The sequence below is a fragment of the Nautilia profundicola AmH genome, from assembly GCF_000021725.1.
In the GTDB taxonomy this organism is placed as follows: Bacteria; Campylobacterota; Campylobacteria; order Campylobacterales; family Nautiliaceae; genus Nautilia; species Nautilia profundicola.
On sequence record NC_012115.1, the window covers coordinates 1,226,152 to 1,243,218 of the forward strand.

A 17,067-nucleotide genomic window follows, 5' to 3' on the forward strand; every position below is an offset into this window, starting at 1 on the left:
GAACTAATTTTTGAATAAACAATAATAAAAGGATAATGAATGAAAAAAGGTATCCATCCTGAATACGTAAAATGCCAAGTTAAATGTACATGCGGACATGAATTTGAAATTTTATCAACTAAAGAAAGCTTAAGAGTTGAAGTTTGTGACAAATGTCACCCATTCTACACTGGACAAGAAAGAAACATCGACAGAGGTGGTAAAGTAGATAAATTTAAGAAAAAATACGGTCTTGCTTAATTGCTAAGTCTCGTTCCGACTCCCATTGGAAATCTTGAAGACATCTCACAAAGAGCCCTTGAGGCTCTTAAAAATTCTGAAATAATCTTCTGCGAAGACACAAGAGTAACCAAAAAACTTCTAAATCTTTTAAACATCCCTTTAAATAAAGAATTTATATCAATGCATTCCCATAACGAAAACGATGTTATTTCCAAACTTAACCCTGAAATTTTGAAAACCAAAGAATGCGTATATGTAAGTGATGCCGGGATGCCTGGAATCAGTGATCCAGGAAGCAGACTCGTACAGTTTTGCCAACAAAACAATATACCTTATACGGTAATTCCGGGAGCAAACGCTGCACTTACCGCATATGTAGCAAGCGGGTTTGAGGGCGAATTTTGTTTTTGGATGTTTTTGCCTCATAAAGGAAAAGAACGCCTTGATAAACTAAATGAAATAATAAATTCAGGTAAAATCGCAATCCTTTACGAATCACCTCACAGAATTGAAAAACTTATAAAAGAATTAAAAGAACTGATACCTGAGAGGGAAGTGTTTTTGGCAAAAGAACTTACAAAAATGCATGAAACCTATATAAAAGCCAAGGCGAAAGACCTGGTAGTTCCGAATACAAAAGGCGAATGGGTTGTAATAATCGATAAGGGTCAAAAAAACAAAGAACTGAAGCTTACATATGATGATGTTTTAAACCTTCCTCTTCCTGATAAAGAAAAATCCAAAATGCTTGCTAAACTTTCAGACAAAAGTGCAAAAGAAATCTACAAAGAACTGCAACAAAAATAATAATTCATTTTAATTAATTTAATGTAACAATCACTCAATATTTTAATTTATACACAACAATATAATTTAATATTAATAAAATATTATTTTCAACATTTAGGTGACAGACACTTATTATTTTAATACAACAACTCTTTTTTATGCTAAAATATTTCAAAAGGTAAAAAGGAGAGAAAATGAAAAAATCACACTTGCAAAAATTCCCGGACAGTGAAGGATTTTTCGGAAGATTCGGAGGTGCGTATATTCCCGATGTTTTAAAAGATGAATTCGAAAGAATTACAAAAGCGTATATGAAACTAAGACGCTCACACGATTTTTTGAGTGAGCTTAGAAGAATCAGAAAACACTACCAGGGGCGCCCTACCCCAGTATATCATGCCAAAAGACTCTCAGAAGCACTCGGAGGAGCTCAGATATACCTCAAAAGAGAAGATCTGAACCACATGGGTGCACACAAATTAAACCACTGTATGGCGGAAGCCCTGCTTGCTAAATATATGGGTAAAAAGAAACTAATAGCCGAAACGGGAGCAGGACAGCACGGTGTGGCGCTTGCAACCGCAGCGGCATATTTCGGACTTGAGTGTGAAATACACATGGGGGAAGTGGATATTGCAAAAGAACACCCGAATGTTGTCAGAATGAAAATATTGGGAGCGGAGGTAATTCCTGCCACTCACGGACTGAAAACACTCAAAGAAGCTGTCGACAGCGCGTTTGAGAGTTATGTAAAACAGATAGATACTGCACTGTACGCAATCGGAAGCGTCGTGGGACCTCATCCGTTTCCTATGATGGTAAGGGATTTCCAAAGTGTAGTCGGATTTGAAGCAAAAGAGCAGTTTATGGAAATGGTTGGATTCCTGCCTGATAACGTTGTGGCGTGTGTAGGAGGCGGAAGCAACGCCATGGGGATTTTCAGCGGCTTTATAGACGATGAAGTTGAGTTATACGCGGTTGAGCCTCTTGGAAAAGGCACCAAACTCGGAGAGCACGCCGCTACACTTATGTACGGTGATGAAGGTGTAATCCACGGATTTAATACTATTATGTTAAAAGATGAAAACGGAGAACCAGCACCGGTACATTCAATCGCAAGTGGACTTGACTACCCGGGAGTTGGACCGGAACAAGCGTATCTTAAAGAAATCGGAAGATTAAACATCGCAGCAATTACAGACGAAGAAACGATTGACGCATTCTTTGCTTTAAGCCAATATGAGGGTATAATTCCGGCGCTTGAAAGCGCACACGCAGTAGCGTATGCCATGAAACTCGCAAAAGAAAAACCAAACGATACTATTTTGGTAAACCTCTCTGGAAGAGGAGACAAAGATATCGACTATGTAGTTGAAAACTACGGGGTTAGAGAAATTAAACTGTAAGGAGATTAGATGGACTTTTTTAAAATCATTCAGACGATCGAAAGCGTACAGCATCCCGCAATCGCAACAAGCCTTGTAAATTTAGGGATACTGCAGGATATCGACTTTGAAGACAATACCGTAAAAGCCACATTCGTATGGCCTTTTGCAAACATTCCTATTAAAGATCAGCTCATTAATTCTGTAAAAGCACCGCTTGAAAACATGGGGCTGAATTTCGAATATGACGAAAGAATTATGGACGAAGCCGAAAGAGAAAAATTTTTAGAACTTGAGAAAAAATACTGGAAAGGCGGTCCCGCTGCTTGCGGGGCTTAAGCCTTTTTTCTTTATAAACTTTATCCTCAAAATATAACTTACTTCCCCGCCTACCTTAGTAACTCACATTAATATAATCAAAAGATCTAACACTCCACTAAAACAAAAGCACTATTCTTTAACAACAGCTAAAATTTATAAATTATATTTAAAATAATAAAAAAGTTATCAGATATAATAGCCACTTAGTGTCTGGCACCAAATCCGTAGATCTTTTTTACCCTCATTTTCCATTTTCCACTGTAACATTATCCATTTTCCATTTTGCCTCCTCTCTTCCCTATCAATTAGCGCCTGACACCAGATGGTTGATGGTTGATGTATTGTTGACGGCTTATTTATCAATATATAATACAATAACAAAATAATCAATTTGAATCTTCTTTGATGTCTATCACCATACAAATGTGGTTGACAATCAAATATTGCTCTTAAATTGTACAAATCGATTTTTTTATTATTCTTTATGTTTTATTTTCTGTTGCCGCATTTTCCATTGTATATTTTCACTTTTCACTGGTCATTGTTAACTTTTCATTAATTTTATGCCTGACACCTAAATTAATCAAACTTATAAATTAAAATATTTTAGTTTGAATACTTGAATAAAAGTTTTCGAATAGAAATAAAAGTAAAAAGAAAAGCCTTAGTCGATTTTAAGGACGCTTAAAAATGCTTCCTGAGGAATGTTAACCTTTCCGATGGCTTTCATTCTTTTTTTACCTTTTTTCTGCTTTTCAAGAAGTTTTCTTTTTCTGCTTATATCCCCGCCGTAACATTTTGCGGTTACGTCTTTTCTAAGCGCTTTTACCGTTTCACGCGCTATAATTTTATTTCCTATACTTGCCTGGATTGCGACTTCAAAAAGCTGTCTTGGGATAAGCTCTTTCATAACTTTTATAAGCTCACGCCCTCTTCTTTCGGCTTTATCCCTCGGTACAATTACGCTTAGAGCATCCACAGGCTCACCCGCAACCCTGATATCCATTTTTACAAGGTCACCCTCTCTGTATCCGATAGGCTCGTAATCAAAACTCGCATAACCTTTCGTAAGGGTTTTAAGTTTGTCATAAAAATCGGTAACTATTTCATTCAGAGGAATTTCATACTCAAGCAGCACCCTCTCAGGAGAGAGATAATCCATTTTTGTCTGAACACCTCTTTTTTCGTTTAAAAACTGGATTAAATTTCCTACAAATTCATTCGGTGTTAAGATTGTAGCTTTTACATAAGGCTCATAAATTTTATCTATTTTATTAGGCGGTGGAAGTTCAGAGGGGTTGCTGATTTCCATCTCTTCACCGTCTGTCAGTTTCACTTTGTACGTAACACTCGGAGCCGTTGCGATGAGTTCTATTCCGAATTCTCTTTCAAGCCTTTCTTTTACAACCTCCATATGAAGCATGCCCAAAAATCCTACCCTGAATCCGAATCCCAAAGCCTGTGATGTTTCAGGCTCAAATGTAATGGACGCGTCGTTTAGCTGCAGTTTTTCAAGCGCGTCTCTGAGGTCGTCGTATTTATCGGTGTCGATCGGATAGATTCCGGCAAATACGAAACTTTTAGCTTCTTCAAACTCATCAGCGGGTTCATTTGCGGGATTTTTGGCATCGGTAATCGTATCACCCACCCTGATATCCGCAACATTTTTAAGTCCCATTACAACCACGCCGATTTCACCGGTTTTGATTTCGTCTGTTTTTAGTTTTTTGATAGGATGCGGGTAATAAAGATCTAAAACCTTGTGTTTTTTACCCGTACCCATGACAAGCACTTCCTGGTTTTTTTTGATACTTCCGTCAAACACCCTGACAAGACATACCGCCCCAAGATAGTTATCAAACCAGCTGTCGTAAATAAGCGCTTTCGGCGGTGCTTCCGGATCACCGTCAGGCGCCGGAATTCTTTCAACGATTGCGTCAAGCAGCTCTTCAATCCCTATTCCGGTTTTCGCACTCACCAGGATTGCGTCGCTTGCGTCTATTCCTATAGTCTGTTCGATCTCTTCCGCAACCCTTTCAGGGTCGGCACTTGGAAGGTCGATTTTGTTAATAACAGGGATGATTTCAAGGTCGTTCTCAACAGCCATATAAACGTTTGCAAGTGTCTGAGCCTCAACCCCCTGGGTGGCGTCCACAACCAAAAGCGCACCCTCACTCGATTTTAGAGATTTACTTACCTCATAAGAAAAGTCAACATGCCCCGGTGTATCGATAAGGTTTAGGATATGCCCTTTATACTCAAGCCTAACGCTTTGAGCTTTGATGGTAATACCTCTTTCCTTTTCGATATCCATTGAATCAAGCAGCTGGTCTTCCTTTTCCCTCTCGCTTACACCGCCCGTAAATTCTATAAGTCTGTCCGCCAGAGTCGACTTCCCGTGGTCGATATGTGCGATTATAGAGAAGTTTCTGATTTTATCCTGTTGCATTAAGCACCTTTTTTTAATGAAATTATACTTTATTTATTGATATTATTCTTAAGATATACGTTAATCTTTGCCAATAAATTCACACTTGTACCGCCGGCACCGATTTTCCTGAGATCCCTGACATATTTATCCATCATCAAATATAAATTTTTTTTAACGGCTCTTAGATTTTTTATATTTTTAGATCTTTTTATTTTATCAGCCATTTTCAGTACTTTTGAAGATGCATAATAAAACTCGGCATTTGAAGCGCTTTTTTGAATTTCAGCAATCAGTTCACGGCTAAGATCAAGATAATAACTCCCCTTTTTATTTTTGAGGGAATTGTAAAAATTTTTATCGCTTATAACTGAATAGATCTTTTTAAGAAGATCCAGCGTATAAACTTTCACTTCACCCTGTTCCGCGAGTGTAGAATAGTTAACAAAATCTTCGTTTGAAAGAAGTTTTTTAAGCATATACTGAAGCTGCAGCGTTTCTTTAACGGCACATGTGTAGTTGTAAAACTTTAGGGCCGAAGTTTTATTAAGCTCAAATTCTATATTTCCTCCAAATACCAGCACCGTAAAAACTAATGTTAAAAATATCTTTTTCATATTACGCCTTTTTGTCACATTATATAATAACTTTTGATAAAATTTCATAAAAAGGTTTGACTTGACGCCGTTTCATATCCACAGTGATTATTCCCTTTTACACTCCACCATCCGTATAAAAGATCTAACCAAAAAAGCCAAAGAATACGGATTTAACGCGCTTGCAATAACAGAGCTTGACAATATGTTCAGTGCAATTGAATTCTACGAAAGCTGCCGCGCCAATGAAATAAAGCCGATAATCGGAAGCGATGTGAGCGTAATTAGAGATGGCAACATCCACAGGCTGATCCTTATCGCCAAAAACAAAACGGGATACGACAACCTTATGTATCTAAGCTCCATTTCATACCTTTACAACATGAGAGGCGACAAGCCCTACCTGCCTTTTGAAGAAATCGTAAAAAACAAAGAAGGTTTATGTTTTATACTCCCGATACTGGAGAGTGAAACGGGCTTTCATTTAAATATCTTCAACGAAAACAACATCCTAAAAGGCGCCGCAGGATATGAAAAGGCAAAAGAAATCCTTGAAATTTACAGGCAAAACCTAAACGAAGTATATCTTGAAATTACACGCGACAGTAAAGAAGAAAGGCTGATTGAAGACGATCTTATAAAACTCTCAAACGAAACCGGCACACCGCTCCTTGCATCATCAAACATATTCTTTTTAAACAAGCTCGATTACATCTACAAAGACGCGCTTGAATGTATAGAAAACAACAAACAGTTTGACGACCTGCACAGACGACCAAAAGTAAAAGAAAACTATTTCAGAAGCAAAGAAGAATTTGAAGAAATTTTCAAAGACCTGCCGGAAGCTGTGGAAAACACAGATAAACTGGCCGAATCCATAAACCTTGAAATACCGCTTGGAAACCCGACTCCCCCTACGTTTAAATTTACAAAAGACTACGCCGCCGAAGAAGGGCTTGATATCGATAATGATGTTGAGTATTTTGAGTACAAATGTAAAGAGGGGCTTGAAGAGAGACTAAAACACATTCCCGAAAACCTGCATGAAGAGTACAGAAAAAGACTCGATTACGAAATAGACATTATCAAAAGAATGAAATTCCCGGGATATATGCTGATAGTCTGGGATTTCGTAAGAGAAGCCAAAAAACGTAAAATCCCGGTGGGTCCCGGAAGGGGAAGCGCCGCCGGTGCGCTTGTTGCATACAGCTTACAGATTACAAACATCGACCCGTTAAGATACGGGCTTTTATTTGAGAGGTTTTTGAATCCTGAGAGGGTGAGCATGCCCGATATCGATATGGACTTCTGTCAGGAAAGAAGGGGTGAGATTATCGAATACGTACGTGAAAAATACGGAAAGGTAAACGTCGCCCAGGTTATTACGTTCGGTTCACTGCTTGCAAAAGGTGTACTAAGGGACGTGGCGAGAATTTTCGGAATAGACTATTCTGAAGCCGACAGATTTGTAAAACTAATCCCCGACCAGCTTGGAATCACGCTTGAAAAAGCGAAAGAACTTGAGCCTAAAATCGTGGAAATCACCGAAGAAGACCCTCTTTATAACCGGCTCTATTCTTTCGGTGAACACCTTGAAGGCCTTAAAAGAAACACAGGAATGCACGCGGCGGGTGTGGTGATAAGCGATGAAGAACTTTGGAAAAAATCCCCGCTTTACAGACAGGACGAGCATGACGATACGATTGTAACCCAGTATTCCCTAAACTACCTCGAACCGGTTGATTTGATCAAATTCGACTTTTTGGGACTTAAAACTTTAACGGTAATAGACAGAGCCGTCAAAAATGTAAAATTTAATAAAAATGAAGATATAAACATAGATCTTTTGACTTTAGATGACCCGAAAGTGTTTGAGCTTATCCAGTCAGGTCACACGCTTGGGCTGTTCCAGATAGAGTCCGACGGTATGCAGGATCTTGCCAAAAGGCTAAAACCTACAAACTTTGAAGATATCATCGCTATGCTCGCCCTCTACCGTCCGGGACCGATGGACAGCGGAATGCTTGACGATTATATCGACAGGAAACATGGAAGAAAGCCTGTGAGTTATTTCTTTGACGAATTTGAAGAAGTATTAAAGCCAATCCTTGAGCCGACATACGGGGTTATCGTTTACCAGGAACAGGTAATGCAGATCGTTCAGGCTATTGGAGGATTCAGCCTCGGTGAATCGGATATTATAAGACGGGCTATGGGTAAAAAGAAATTCGATTTAATGAAAAAATACGCAGAAGAATTCGCCCAGAGAGCCCAGCAAAGAGGTTTTTCGTACGACAATGCAAAATCTCTTTTCGAATTAATTGAAAAATTCGCCGGATACGGGTTTAATAAATCCCACTCCGCAGCATACGCAATGATCACGTACCAGACGGCGTACCTCAAAACATACTACCCGACTGAATTTCTAAGTGCACTGTTAACTTACGAAGCGGAAAACACAGATAAAATAGCCAAATACATCGAAGAAGCAAAAGTACTCGGAATTGAAGTTTTGCCTCCTAACGTCAACAAATCAAACGCAGAATTTACTCCGATTGAGGATAAAATCCTGTTTGGTCTCAGTGCCATAAAAGGTGTGGGAAGCAAGGCTATTGAGAGTATTGTAGCCAATAGACCGTATGAGAGCCTTGAAGACTTCATACTTAAAGTCGATACAAGCAAAGTAAATAAAAAAGTGCTCGAGCAGCTGATAAAAGCCGGAGCGATGGATGATTTTGGACTTAGCAGAAAAGCGATGCTAAGTCGCGTTGAAGAGATACTCGAATTTAAAAAACGCGTAGAAGAGAAAAAAAATGCCATAAACCACGAGCATTCTCTTTTTGCGGATATGGAAGAAAACGAAGAGATCGACGAACACCTCGATATTCCGAATACAGTGGAGTTTGATATCAAAACCCTGCTTGAATATGAATATCAGACCCTCGGATTTTACGTATCCGCCCACCCGCTTGATCCGTATAAAGACAGGATGAAAGGCATTAATTACAACCTCTCAAGCGAGGTGGAGGAGATTATTTCCCAAGAAGCCCTGTTTGTCGGAAAAATAGACGCTATGAAAGTAAGGATTTCCAAAAAAGGAAACAAATTCGCAATTGCTACGCTTATGGACTTCCACGGTAAAATAGACGTTATGATATTCGAGCGTGATCTTGAAAAACTAAACGAATTCAACCTTGACGAACCTATTGCAATCAAGGCCCAGGTAGACAAAGTCGGTGAATTTTTAAGGGTTACGTGTAGGAAACTTATGACACTTGAAGAAGCCAAAGAAGAAAAAGGCGCCGTCAAAGACGAAATTACGGTTATTCAAAGACAAATAGGCGAAAACTACGAAGAAGATCTTTTAAAAATCCACTCCGAACTTACCAAAAACCCGGGTAATAAAAGAGCCGTTTTATTACTGACCACACCGTTTGGGTTCAGCCTCAGAATCAATACGAATATAAGAACTTCTCTTTAATTTTTCCAAATTCTTCTCTCAAGTGAAAGCGTTTCGACAAGTGAGGAAATAAAATAAAAGTTTTCAATCATTTTTTCTACATATTCATAATCGGTTACGGATTTAAAAACAGGGGCTTGAAAGTTGTTGTTTCCGCTTACAGCCACAAACACCATATTGTTTTTAAAAGAAAGATACAGCGGTTTATTTATAGATCTTTTAAACTTAACTATTTTTTCCATAAGTGAAGTGCTGAGAACGTATCTTGCCAGTATCTGATCGTTTGAATATACCTTAAACTCTTTTTCAAATTCGGGACTGTCCATTTTGACAAATTCAAGCCCGTGGGAGTTTAGTTTTTGCAGAGTATTTGCAAACGGACCTAAAAGTTTTTCGCTGTAATCGGGATATACGAGCACCCTGCCTTTGAACGATTTGTTAAACTCACTCACAAAAAACGTTCCTTTGAAGATCGTATGCCAGTGGGTCCTGCCTTTTGAATCTGTGGTTTTATACTGAGTATGCAAGTCGGAAAACTCAAACGATATTCCGTTTAACTCCCCTTTTACATAATCTTCACCTTCGTATTTATCGTAAGTTGTTAAAAAAAGTCCGCTTAAATCATACTTAACGGGTTCGATTTTACCTTCTGGATTATATGTAAACTTTTCTCCAAGCAGCGATATTAAGGATGCTACGACGTTTTGTTTGAACTCTTTTTGGTAATTTTTGGTAATAAAATAATAAAACACCGTATAACCGCCCACAAATATGGCAAACAGCTGTAAAGCGCCAAAAAAATCAAGTTTCATGTAATAAGCCAAAAAACAAAAAGCCGCCAAAAAAGCCACACCCGCAATCTTTAGGACGGTCAAGAGGAATTTTCTTTTTTGCTCTAAAGCGTCAAGATAAGGGTTGTTGTAATATTCAAGTATGAGATCGGAGAGTTTTTTCATTGTTTAAACAAATCACCCACGTCTATATTTTCTCTTTCACTTTCGCTTATTTCAAAAACGTTTTTCCTTTGATAACCCATAAATTTAGCCATAAAGTTCGTAGGTATCATCTCAATTGCGTTATTGTAATCGGTTACGGCCTGGTTGTAAGCCCTTCTTGCTGCACTGATCTGCTCTTCTATTTCGGTAAGAGTCATTTGAAGATGCATAACATTTTCGTTTGCTTTCAGTTCCGGATAATTTTCGACATTAACCAAAATTTTTCCAAGAAGAGATGAAATCTGATTTTCATAGTTCATTTTTTCATTTTCATCACTGCTTTTTTCCGCCCTGCTTCTCAGTTCCGTAATTTTTTCAAGAATATCCTTTTCGTGTTTCATATACGCTTTTACACTTTCTACAAGGTTTGGAATCAGATCCCTTCTTTTTTTAAGCAGCACGTCAATAGTTCCGAAAATGTTTTCAACCTGGTTTTTTTTAGAAACCAGCGAATTGTACATAAGTATCAAAACTAAAACTATAATTCCTGCTACAATATAACCTGTATAAGCCCCCATTTATACTCCTTCTACTATATCCGGCATCGGTTTTGCTAAATAAAAGCCCTGAAAATAATCGATATCCAATTTTTTGATAATATCAAAAGTCTCTTTACAGCATACGAACTCCGCAACGGTATTCGCTCCGATTTTTTTGGCGAAATCTATAATCGTTTCTACCACTATGAGGTTTTTTTTATGTTTATATACTTCCTGAATTAAAGAACCGTCAATTTTTATACAATCAATATTTAGAGATAAAATATGTTTAAAGTTTGAATATCCACTCCCAAAATCATCAAGTAAAACCTTTGCACCGAGTTTTTTTACTTTATCGATAAAATTTTTAACTATGTCATAATTTTCAATACCTTCGGTTTCAAGTATTTCAAAACCTATTTTTTTACCGGTATCGGTATTTTTTAATGTTTGTAGTATAAAATCCACAAGTTCGGGATCGTTTATATCATCTATCGAAATGTTTACATTAAATTCTTTGCCAGTTTTTGAAAATTTTTCACATGATTTTTTTATTACTTCTTTCGTAATCCTGGTATAAAGTTTAGTAGTTTTTGCAATTGGTAAAAACTCCCCCGGTAGTAATATTTTTCCGTTTTCATCTCTCATTCTTACCAAAACTTCATATTTTGAAATATTTTTATTTCTATCAAAAATAGGCTGATAATGGCAAATAATGCCGTTGTTTTCCAAAGCTCTGTGAATAGCTACCGTCATTGCAAGATTTTTTTTGTATTTTTCCTCAATTTTTAATGATTCGTCATATATTTGAAACGGTATTTTTTTCATTTTGGCTTCTCTTACCGCCATATCAGCATGTGTCAAAAGCTTGTGACCGTTTATTGCCGCACCTGCTCTGATATGAATATGAAACGGCTCGTTTTTAGCCAAAAATTCCATTTTTTCAATTTTTTCAATTATTTTTTTTATAAATTTTTCCAAATTTTCATAAGTCATTTTTTCATTAAACAACACAGCGAATTCATCTCCTCCGATTCTATACGGATTAATATGTTCTTTTTTTAATTCCTCGGCAAATTTTACAAGAAGTTTATCACCTATTTCAGAACCGAACAAGTCATTAATCTGACCGAATTTATCAATATTAAATATAACACAGGCATGAACATTCATATTATTCATATCCGAAATCATTTTTTGTCTGTTCGGTAGGTTGGTTAATTTGTCATAATATGCGATTTTGTAAATTTCTTTTTCTTTTTCTTTCAGTTCACTCAAATCAATAACAGCTGAAATTCTAATTTTTTTATTATTGATCAATATATCTTTACCTCTTAACATTGCGGGAAACTTTGTTCCGTCTTTTCTGATCATCAAAGCTTCGTAAGGAGACTGATCTTTTATAACTATTCTGTTTTTAACGAGATCTCTTGATTCGGGAGCAACGAATTCAAAGGCAGGTTTGCCGATCATTTCTTTGGGCTTGTATCCAAAAATCTCACATGCGGGTTTATTGGCTCTTATACATTTTTTGTTTTCATCAAAAATTATCAACCCTTCAATAGTTGAATTGATAATCTTATCAAGGAAATTAATAAGTTGCTCTTCACTATTAAATGAAGTGTTTAAATTATTAATAATTCCCGATTCAAACAATGACTCTAACATTTTGTTTAATCTGTATTCAAATTGTTCCATAACCCGCCATTTTTAATCTTATATTAACATTATAGCATTTCTTACTTAATTAATTCTTTAATCTCTTCTTTGAAATTGCAAAGAAACTGAGGGAACTCTTCATCAACTTTACTTAAATCTACATATTTTTTAAAAAACGTATCAACATCCAAACCTGCTTGCATTCCGAGTGAATATCCTTTAAACATTTCTTTAAGCTTTGGTGAATCAACCATTTCAACCATGCTTTCGGCAAACCCGATTCCCTCTTCCAGCATTCCTTCTTTCCAAAAACCAATCATATTGTCAAATAAAACAACCAATGCAAAAAGTTCATTTTCATCGTTTAAATTAAATTTCCCTCCTTCAGAGAGTTTTTGCTGATATAAATTAAACGCCTCTTCAAACGCTTTTTGAAAAAACTCCTCGGCTTTTTGAACATCTCCTTTAGTCAACGCACTTCTAAATTCGTAATAATTGTTTTTAATTTCCATCATATTTCCTTTTTTTTTAGAAATTTTAACATTTATTTGCTTTTTTCATATAATGGTGTTACAATGTCGATGCAAAATTCACAATTAGGAAAGATCACATGAAAACAATTTACGTAGGAAACATTAACTATCAAGCAACTGAAGACGATTTAAGACCAGTATTCGCAGAGTATGGAGAAGTAATTTCAGTAAAAATTATAAACGATAGAGAAACAGGAAGAAGCAAAGGATTCGGTTTCGTTGAAATGGAAAGCGGTGCTGATACAGCAATCGAAGAATTAGACGGAAAAGATTTCCAAGGAAGAAGACTTAGAGTTAACGAAGCAAGACCAAGAGCTCCGAGAGGAGAATAATTTCTTCTTCTTTTTAATAATATATATTATTTAGTGTCTGTCACTTAAACACAATGTTATAGTAAGCATATCCTATGTATGTATAATAAAATTATTAATTATTATATTTAGCAAATTGTGCCTGACACTATTATAAAAAATGGCGGAAGGGGGAAGGAATCGAACCTTCCGGGCAGACAGTCACCTGCCGCCCCACCGGGTTTGAAGCCCGGGGTGTCCACCAGGATCACATCCCCTCCAAATAGGAATATAATAATATCATATTTTTAAAAAATAAAAAAATGAATAAACAATCATCTTCTAAAATAGTAACAAAAACTTATAACAAACACAAAATTTTTCTTATATTTACCTTTTTTGTGAACTCTTATAATAAAATTTAATGAAATTAAAAAAAAGGAGCTTAAATGAAATTTTCAAAAATCGCATTAGCGGCATTATTAGCAGGAGGATTATTCGTATCAACTGCATCAGCAGATTACAATAAAGGGTTTAAATATTACAACAAATACGTAAAGAAAAAATCTGGTATTAAATCAACACAACTAATTAAGATTTTAGGTGTAAAAAACGTTGATGAATTAAAAGAACTTTTTAAAGACAACGGTAAAGGCCTAATAGAAAAATTAAAAGCGGCTGGAAAAGATAAAGCAGCAAAAGCAATGGAAAAAGTTATAAAAAAAGGAAAATTAAAAGACGTAGAAGATTTTCTAATCGGAATTATGAACGGAAAAATCCCTGCAGGATGCTAATTCCTGCTTTTTCCTTTATTTTGTGTATCAGTGCCAGACACTGTTATTAATAATAAAAAAACGTAAGGCACACCCTGTGCCCTCATTAGCGTTATCAGCCAGCTGGAATTTTACCGTTAAGAATACCTACTAAGAAATCTTCTAAATCTTTAAGTTTATGTTTCTTAGCGATTTTCTCAACAGCTTTTGCAGCTTTTTTATGGCCGCTTTTTTCAAGTTTTTCAATAAGTGGTTTTGCATTATCTTTAAATAATGCTTCAAGTTGATCCGGTGTTTGAACTCCTAAAATTTTAGGGAATTCACTACCTTTGATTCCTGATGCTTTTTTTACATATTTTTGATAATACTTGAACCCTTTGTTGTAGTCGGCCATTGCTACACTAGCGCTGACACTTGCAAGTAGCAAACCTGCTACAACCATTTTTGCAAAGCGTCTCATTTGCTCTCCTTTAATGAATATAGGTTCATTTAAAATACACATAAATGAACCTTCATTGCAATTATAAATCTCAAACCTTAAAGAAAACTTAATATAAGATTAAATTATAAAGTATTTTTAGTTTATTTAGCAGAGCAGTTCTGTCACATAATTATATTGACATTAAAATTTTATTAAGTTAAAATTCAACTAAAAAAGGAGAATGCAATAAATAAGGAGACTCTTGAATAATATATATTCCCCATATCTACAAAACAAAAATCCTCATTTACACAATTCTTCATTATATATAAAGGAATTTTAATGCAACAAGATGTTATTGCTTTAAAAATAGACGATAAAATTATTGATTTACAGACAGCGGAAGCTCAAGGTATTGAAGGTGGTGAACCGGTTTACTTTGATAATTCACCCGAAGCTCTTGAAGTTATAAGACATTCGGCTGCACATTTAATGGCTCAGGCTATTAAAGAGCTGTATCCGGAAGCCAAATTTTATGTTGGTCCGACTATTGAAAACGGTTTTTATTACGATCTGAAAACCGAAACACCAATTACGGATAAAGACCTGAAAAATATAGAAAAGAAAATGAAAGCCCTTGCCAAAAAGAAATTTGATATTACAAGATATGAAATTTCAATGGAAGAAGCAAGGGAAAAATTTAAAAACGACGAACTTAAACAAGCCGTACTTGATATGATTCCGGGTGATACCGTTTCGATTTACAAACAGGGAGATTTTGAAGATTTATGCCGCGGTCCTCATGTACCGAACACAAAATATCTTCATAACGTAAAACTTCAAAAAGTTGCAGGCGCATACTTAGGCGGCGATTCTAAAAACGAAATGCTAACCCGTGTTTACGGTACAGCATTCGCCACAAAAGAAGCACTACAGGAATATCTAAAAATGCTTGAAGAAGCGGCAAAAAGGGATCACAGAAAACTTGGAACCGAGCTTGAGCTTTGGATGTTTGACGAAGAAGTGGGAGCCGGTATGCCTATATGGCTTCCAAACGGTGCACTTCTTAGAGGAAACCTTGAAAAACTGCTCTATTCCGCACACATCAGACGCGAATATCTGCCTGTAAGAGGTCCTGAACTTCTAAGAAGTCATATGTGGAAGATTTCTGGACACTACTATAACTACAAAGAAAACATGTACTTTACTGAAATAGAAAACGATGATCCGGAAAAACCTGCTGACGAATACGGTATTAAACCTATGAACTGTTTAGCCCACGTTAAAATTTTCGGACATAAGGTTAGAAGTTATAAAGAACTTCCTCTTAGACTTTTTGAATTCGGAACAGTCCACAGACATGAAAAAAGCGGCGTACTTCACGGACTGCTAAGAGTTAGGGAATTTACTCAGGATGACGCACATATATTCTGTAGACCTGACCAGATTGAAGAGGAAGTTATTAAGGTACTTGAATTTGTTGATTCAATTATGGAGAGATTCGGATTTAATTATGAAATGGAAATCTCCACAAGACCTGAAAAATCAATCGGAAGCGACGAAATATGGGAAAAAGCTACCGAATCGCTTAAAAAAGCCCTTAATTCACTCAACAGAGAATACGGAATCGACGAAGGCGGTGGAGCGTTCTATGGTCCTAAAATCGATATCAAAATCACTGACGCGATAGGCAGAAAATGGCAGTGCGGAACTATTCAGGTGGACTTCAATCTTCCGGAAAGATTCGACATCACATACGTGGATGAAAATAACGAAAGAGTAAGACCTGTAATGATTCATAGAGCCATTATAGGAAGTTTTGAAAGATTCATAGCGATTCTTACAGAACATTACGCAGGTGAATTCCCGACATTCATAGCACCTATAAAAGCCATATTCGTACCTATTGCGGAATCACACGTTGAATATGCCAAAAAGCTTCAAAAAGAGCTTCTTGAAGCCGATATTAATACTGAAATATTCGCAAGCAACGATTCGCTAAACAAAAGAATCAGAAATGCTGAAAAAAGAAGAGTCGGTTATGTTGTAATCATCGGTGATGAAGAGGTTGAAACCGGAACAGTTGCCATCAGAGACAGAAAAAAAAGAGAACAATACAAAATGACAAAAGGAGAATTTGTGGAAATGATCAAAAACTTAAGCGAGGTTAAACTATGAGTAAAAAAGAAGAAAAAGTACTAATTAACGAAGAAATTGTTGATTTAACAGACAGAGTAAGACTTGTTGACGGAGAAGGTGAACCTAAAATCGTTGACTCAAGTAAAGCTCTTGAAATTGCATATAACAAAGGTCTTGACTTAGTTCTTGTTGCACCTAACGCAAACCCGCCTGTTGCAAAAGTAATGGATTACGGAAAATATAAATATGAACAGGAAAAAAAGAAAAAAGAAGCTAAGAAAAAACAAGTTAAAATTGAAGTTAAAGAAATAAAATTTACATCAAAAATACAGGAAAACGACATAAACTATAAAGTAAAACACATAAAAGAATTCCTTGAAAAAGGAAAACACGTTAAACTAAGGGTATTTTTAAGAGGAAGAGAACTTGCTACACCTGAGAAAGGCTTTGAAGTAATAAACAAAGTATGGGATATGATAAGCGATGTTGCAGAAAAACAAAACGAACCTAAATTAGAAGGAAACTATATTAACCTTTTAGTTACTCCTATAAAGAAAAAAATAAAAAAATAACACCT

The 17,067-nt window shown here is 36.2% G+C and carries 16 protein-coding genes and 1 tRNA gene; 9 read left to right on the plus strand and 8 right to left on the minus strand.

Annotated elements, in window-relative coordinates; genetic code table 11:
- The first annotated feature begins 39 nt into the window (after window positions 1–39).
- From rpmE to NAMH_RS06550, 4 genes are all read left to right on the plus strand, one after another.
- The gene (gene rpmE / locus NAMH_RS06535) at window positions 40–240 is read left to right on the plus strand and encodes a 50S ribosomal protein L31 (RefSeq protein WP_015902582.1); all 201 of its coding nucleotides are present in this window, start codon (window positions 40–42) and stop codon (window positions 238–240) included.
- Window positions 241–1,029, plus strand: coding sequence for a 16S rRNA (cytidine(1402)-2'-O)-methyltransferase (rsmI, locus tag NAMH_RS06540; RefSeq protein ID WP_015901809.1), 789 nt, complete (start codon window positions 241–243; stop codon window positions 1,027–1,029).
- Window positions 1,030–1,205: 176 nt separating this feature from the next.
- Window positions 1,206–2,417, plus strand: coding sequence for a tryptophan synthase subunit beta (gene trpB, locus NAMH_RS06545; protein ID WP_015902161.1), 1,212 nt, complete (start codon window positions 1,206–1,208; stop codon window positions 2,415–2,417).
- A gap of 9 nt (window positions 2,418–2,426) precedes the next feature.
- Window positions 2,427–2,735 (plus strand): iron-sulfur cluster assembly protein, encoded by a 309-nt coding sequence (locus tag NAMH_RS06550; RefSeq protein ID WP_012663573.1) that lies wholly within the window; start codon window positions 2,427–2,429, stop codon window positions 2,733–2,735.
- 646 nt (window positions 2,736–3,381) lie between these two features.
- Here the strand turns inward: NAMH_RS06550 and lepA are convergent.
- Entirely contained in the window at window positions 3,382–5,166 is a 1,785-nt protein-coding gene (lepA, locus tag NAMH_RS06555) for a translation elongation factor 4 (RefSeq protein WP_015902056.1), read from the minus strand.
- 29 nt (window positions 5,167–5,195) lie between these two features.
- Window positions 5,196–5,762 (minus strand): hypothetical protein, encoded by a 567-nt coding sequence (locus NAMH_RS06560; RefSeq protein WP_015902244.1) that lies wholly within the window; start codon window positions 5,760–5,762, stop codon window positions 5,196–5,198.
- Between the two features lie 61 nt (window positions 5,763–5,823).
- Here NAMH_RS06560 and dnaE point away from each other — a divergent pair, with 61 nt between their 5' ends.
- Window positions 5,824–9,222: a DNA polymerase III subunit alpha gene (gene dnaE, locus NAMH_RS06565; RefSeq protein WP_012663450.1), complete on the plus strand. Its 3,399-nt coding sequence runs from the start codon at window positions 5,824–5,826 to the stop codon at window positions 9,220–9,222.
- On the opposite strand, the gene NAMH_RS06570 is transcribed toward dnaE, so the two are convergent.
- Genes NAMH_RS06570 through NAMH_RS06585 form a run of 4 tightly spaced genes read right to left on the minus strand, consistent with a single transcriptional unit; the run spans window position 9,219 to window position 12,846 of the window.
- Window positions 9,219–10,157 (minus strand): DUF3137 domain-containing protein, encoded by a 939-nt coding sequence (locus tag NAMH_RS06570; RefSeq protein ID WP_012663839.1) that lies wholly within the window; start codon window positions 10,155–10,157, stop codon window positions 9,219–9,221. The genes dnaE and NAMH_RS06570 overlap by 4 nt on opposite strands.
- Entirely contained in the window at window positions 10,154–10,714 is a 561-nt protein-coding gene (locus NAMH_RS06575) for a LemA family protein (RefSeq protein ID WP_015902364.1), read from the minus strand. Before NAMH_RS06575 ends, NAMH_RS06570 begins: the two co-directional genes overlap by 4 nt.
- Window positions 10,715–12,373 carry a GGDEF domain-containing phosphodiesterase gene (locus NAMH_RS06580; RefSeq protein WP_012663683.1) on the minus strand — a complete coding sequence of 553 codons (1,659 nt, stop codon included), beginning with the start codon at window positions 12,371–12,373 and terminating at the stop codon, window positions 10,715–10,717.
- 41 nt (window positions 12,374–12,414) lie between these two features.
- On the minus strand, window positions 12,415–12,846 hold the full coding sequence (locus NAMH_RS06585) for a hypothetical protein (RefSeq protein ID WP_012663985.1): 432 nt from the start codon (window positions 12,844–12,846) through the stop codon (window positions 12,415–12,417).
- Window positions 12,847–12,944: 98 nt separating this feature from the next.
- On the opposite strand from NAMH_RS06585, the gene NAMH_RS06590 reads away from it, so the two are divergent.
- A complete protein-coding gene (locus NAMH_RS06590) occupies window positions 12,945–13,199 on the plus strand; it encodes an RNA recognition motif domain-containing protein (protein WP_015902068.1) in 255 nt (84 codons plus the stop codon).
- Window positions 13,200–13,339: 140 nt separating this feature from the next.
- Here the strand turns inward: NAMH_RS06590 and NAMH_RS06595 are convergent.
- A tRNA-Sec gene (locus tag NAMH_RS06595) sits at window positions 13,340–13,438 on the minus strand.
- A 168-nt stretch (window positions 13,439–13,606) separates the two neighbouring features.
- On the opposite strand from NAMH_RS06595, the gene NAMH_RS06600 reads away from it, so the two are divergent.
- The gene (locus NAMH_RS06600) at window positions 13,607–13,951 is read left to right on the plus strand and encodes a hypothetical protein (RefSeq protein ID WP_015901840.1); all 345 of its coding nucleotides are present in this window, start codon (window positions 13,607–13,609) and stop codon (window positions 13,949–13,951) included.
- Window positions 13,952–14,045: 94 nt separating this feature from the next.
- Here the strand turns inward: NAMH_RS06600 and NAMH_RS06605 are convergent, their stop codons facing one another.
- Window positions 14,046–14,390, minus strand: a complete 345-nt coding sequence (locus tag NAMH_RS06605; RefSeq protein WP_015902469.1) for a hypothetical protein — start codon at window positions 14,388–14,390, stop codon at window positions 14,046–14,048.
- A 303-nt stretch (window positions 14,391–14,693) separates the two neighbouring features.
- Here NAMH_RS06605 and thrS point away from each other — a divergent pair, with 303 nt between their 5' ends.
- Window positions 14,694–16,529 carry a threonine--tRNA ligase gene (gene thrS, locus NAMH_RS06610; protein ID WP_015902558.1) on the plus strand — a complete coding sequence of 612 codons (1,836 nt, stop codon included), beginning with the start codon at window positions 14,694–14,696 and terminating at the stop codon, window positions 16,527–16,529.
- Window positions 16,526–17,062, plus strand: a complete 537-nt coding sequence (gene infC, locus NAMH_RS06615) for a translation initiation factor IF-3 (RefSeq protein WP_015901860.1) — start codon at window positions 16,526–16,528, stop codon at window positions 17,060–17,062. The genes thrS and infC overlap by 4 nt, the downstream gene beginning before the upstream one ends.
- The last annotated feature ends 5 nt before the right edge of the window (window positions 17,063–17,067 follow it).

Excerpts from the sequence above, each read along its gene's own strand:
- NAMH_RS06550 (WP_012663573.1), top strand. The coding sequence starts at position 2,427 with ATGGACTTTTTTAAAATCATTCAGACGATCGAAAGCGTACAGCATCCC.
- NAMH_RS06585 (WP_012663985.1), bottom strand. The coding sequence starts at position 12,846 with ATGGAAATTAAAAACAATTATTACGAATTTAGAAGTGCGTTGACTAAA.
- NAMH_RS06600 (WP_015901840.1), top strand. The coding sequence starts at position 13,607 with ATGAAATTTTCAAAAATCGCATTAGCGGCATTATTAGCAGGAGGATTA.
- infC (WP_015901860.1), top strand. The coding sequence starts at position 16,526 with ATGAGTAAAAAAGAAGAAAAAGTACTAATTAACGAAGAAATTGTTGAT.
- thrS (WP_015902558.1), top strand. The coding sequence starts at position 14,694 with ATGCAACAAGATGTTATTGCTTTAAAAATAGACGATAAAATTATTGAT.
- NAMH_RS06605 (WP_015902469.1), bottom strand. The coding sequence starts at position 14,390 with ATGAGACGCTTTGCAAAAATGGTTGTAGCAGGTTTGCTACTTGCAAGT.
- NAMH_RS06575 (WP_015902364.1), bottom strand. The coding sequence starts at position 10,714 with ATGGGGGCTTATACAGGTTATATTGTAGCAGGAATTATAGTTTTAGTT.
- lepA (WP_015902056.1), bottom strand. The coding sequence starts at position 5,166 with ATGCAACAGGATAAAATCAGAAACTTCTCTATAATCGCACATATCGAC.
- NAMH_RS06570 (WP_012663839.1), bottom strand. The coding sequence starts at position 10,157 with ATGAAAAAACTCTCCGATCTCATACTTGAATATTACAACAACCCTTAT.
- NAMH_RS06580 (WP_012663683.1), bottom strand. The coding sequence starts at position 12,373 with ATGGAACAATTTGAATACAGATTAAACAAAATGTTAGAGTCATTGTTT.
- NAMH_RS06590 (WP_015902068.1), top strand. The coding sequence starts at position 12,945 with ATGAAAACAATTTACGTAGGAAACATTAACTATCAAGCAACTGAAGAC.
- trpB (WP_015902161.1), top strand. The coding sequence starts at position 1,206 with ATGAAAAAATCACACTTGCAAAAATTCCCGGACAGTGAAGGATTTTTC.
- rpmE (WP_015902582.1), top strand. The coding sequence starts at position 40 with ATGAAAAAAGGTATCCATCCTGAATACGTAAAATGCCAAGTTAAATGT.
- NAMH_RS06560 (WP_015902244.1), bottom strand. The coding sequence starts at position 5,762 with ATGAAAAAGATATTTTTAACATTAGTTTTTACGGTGCTGGTATTTGGA.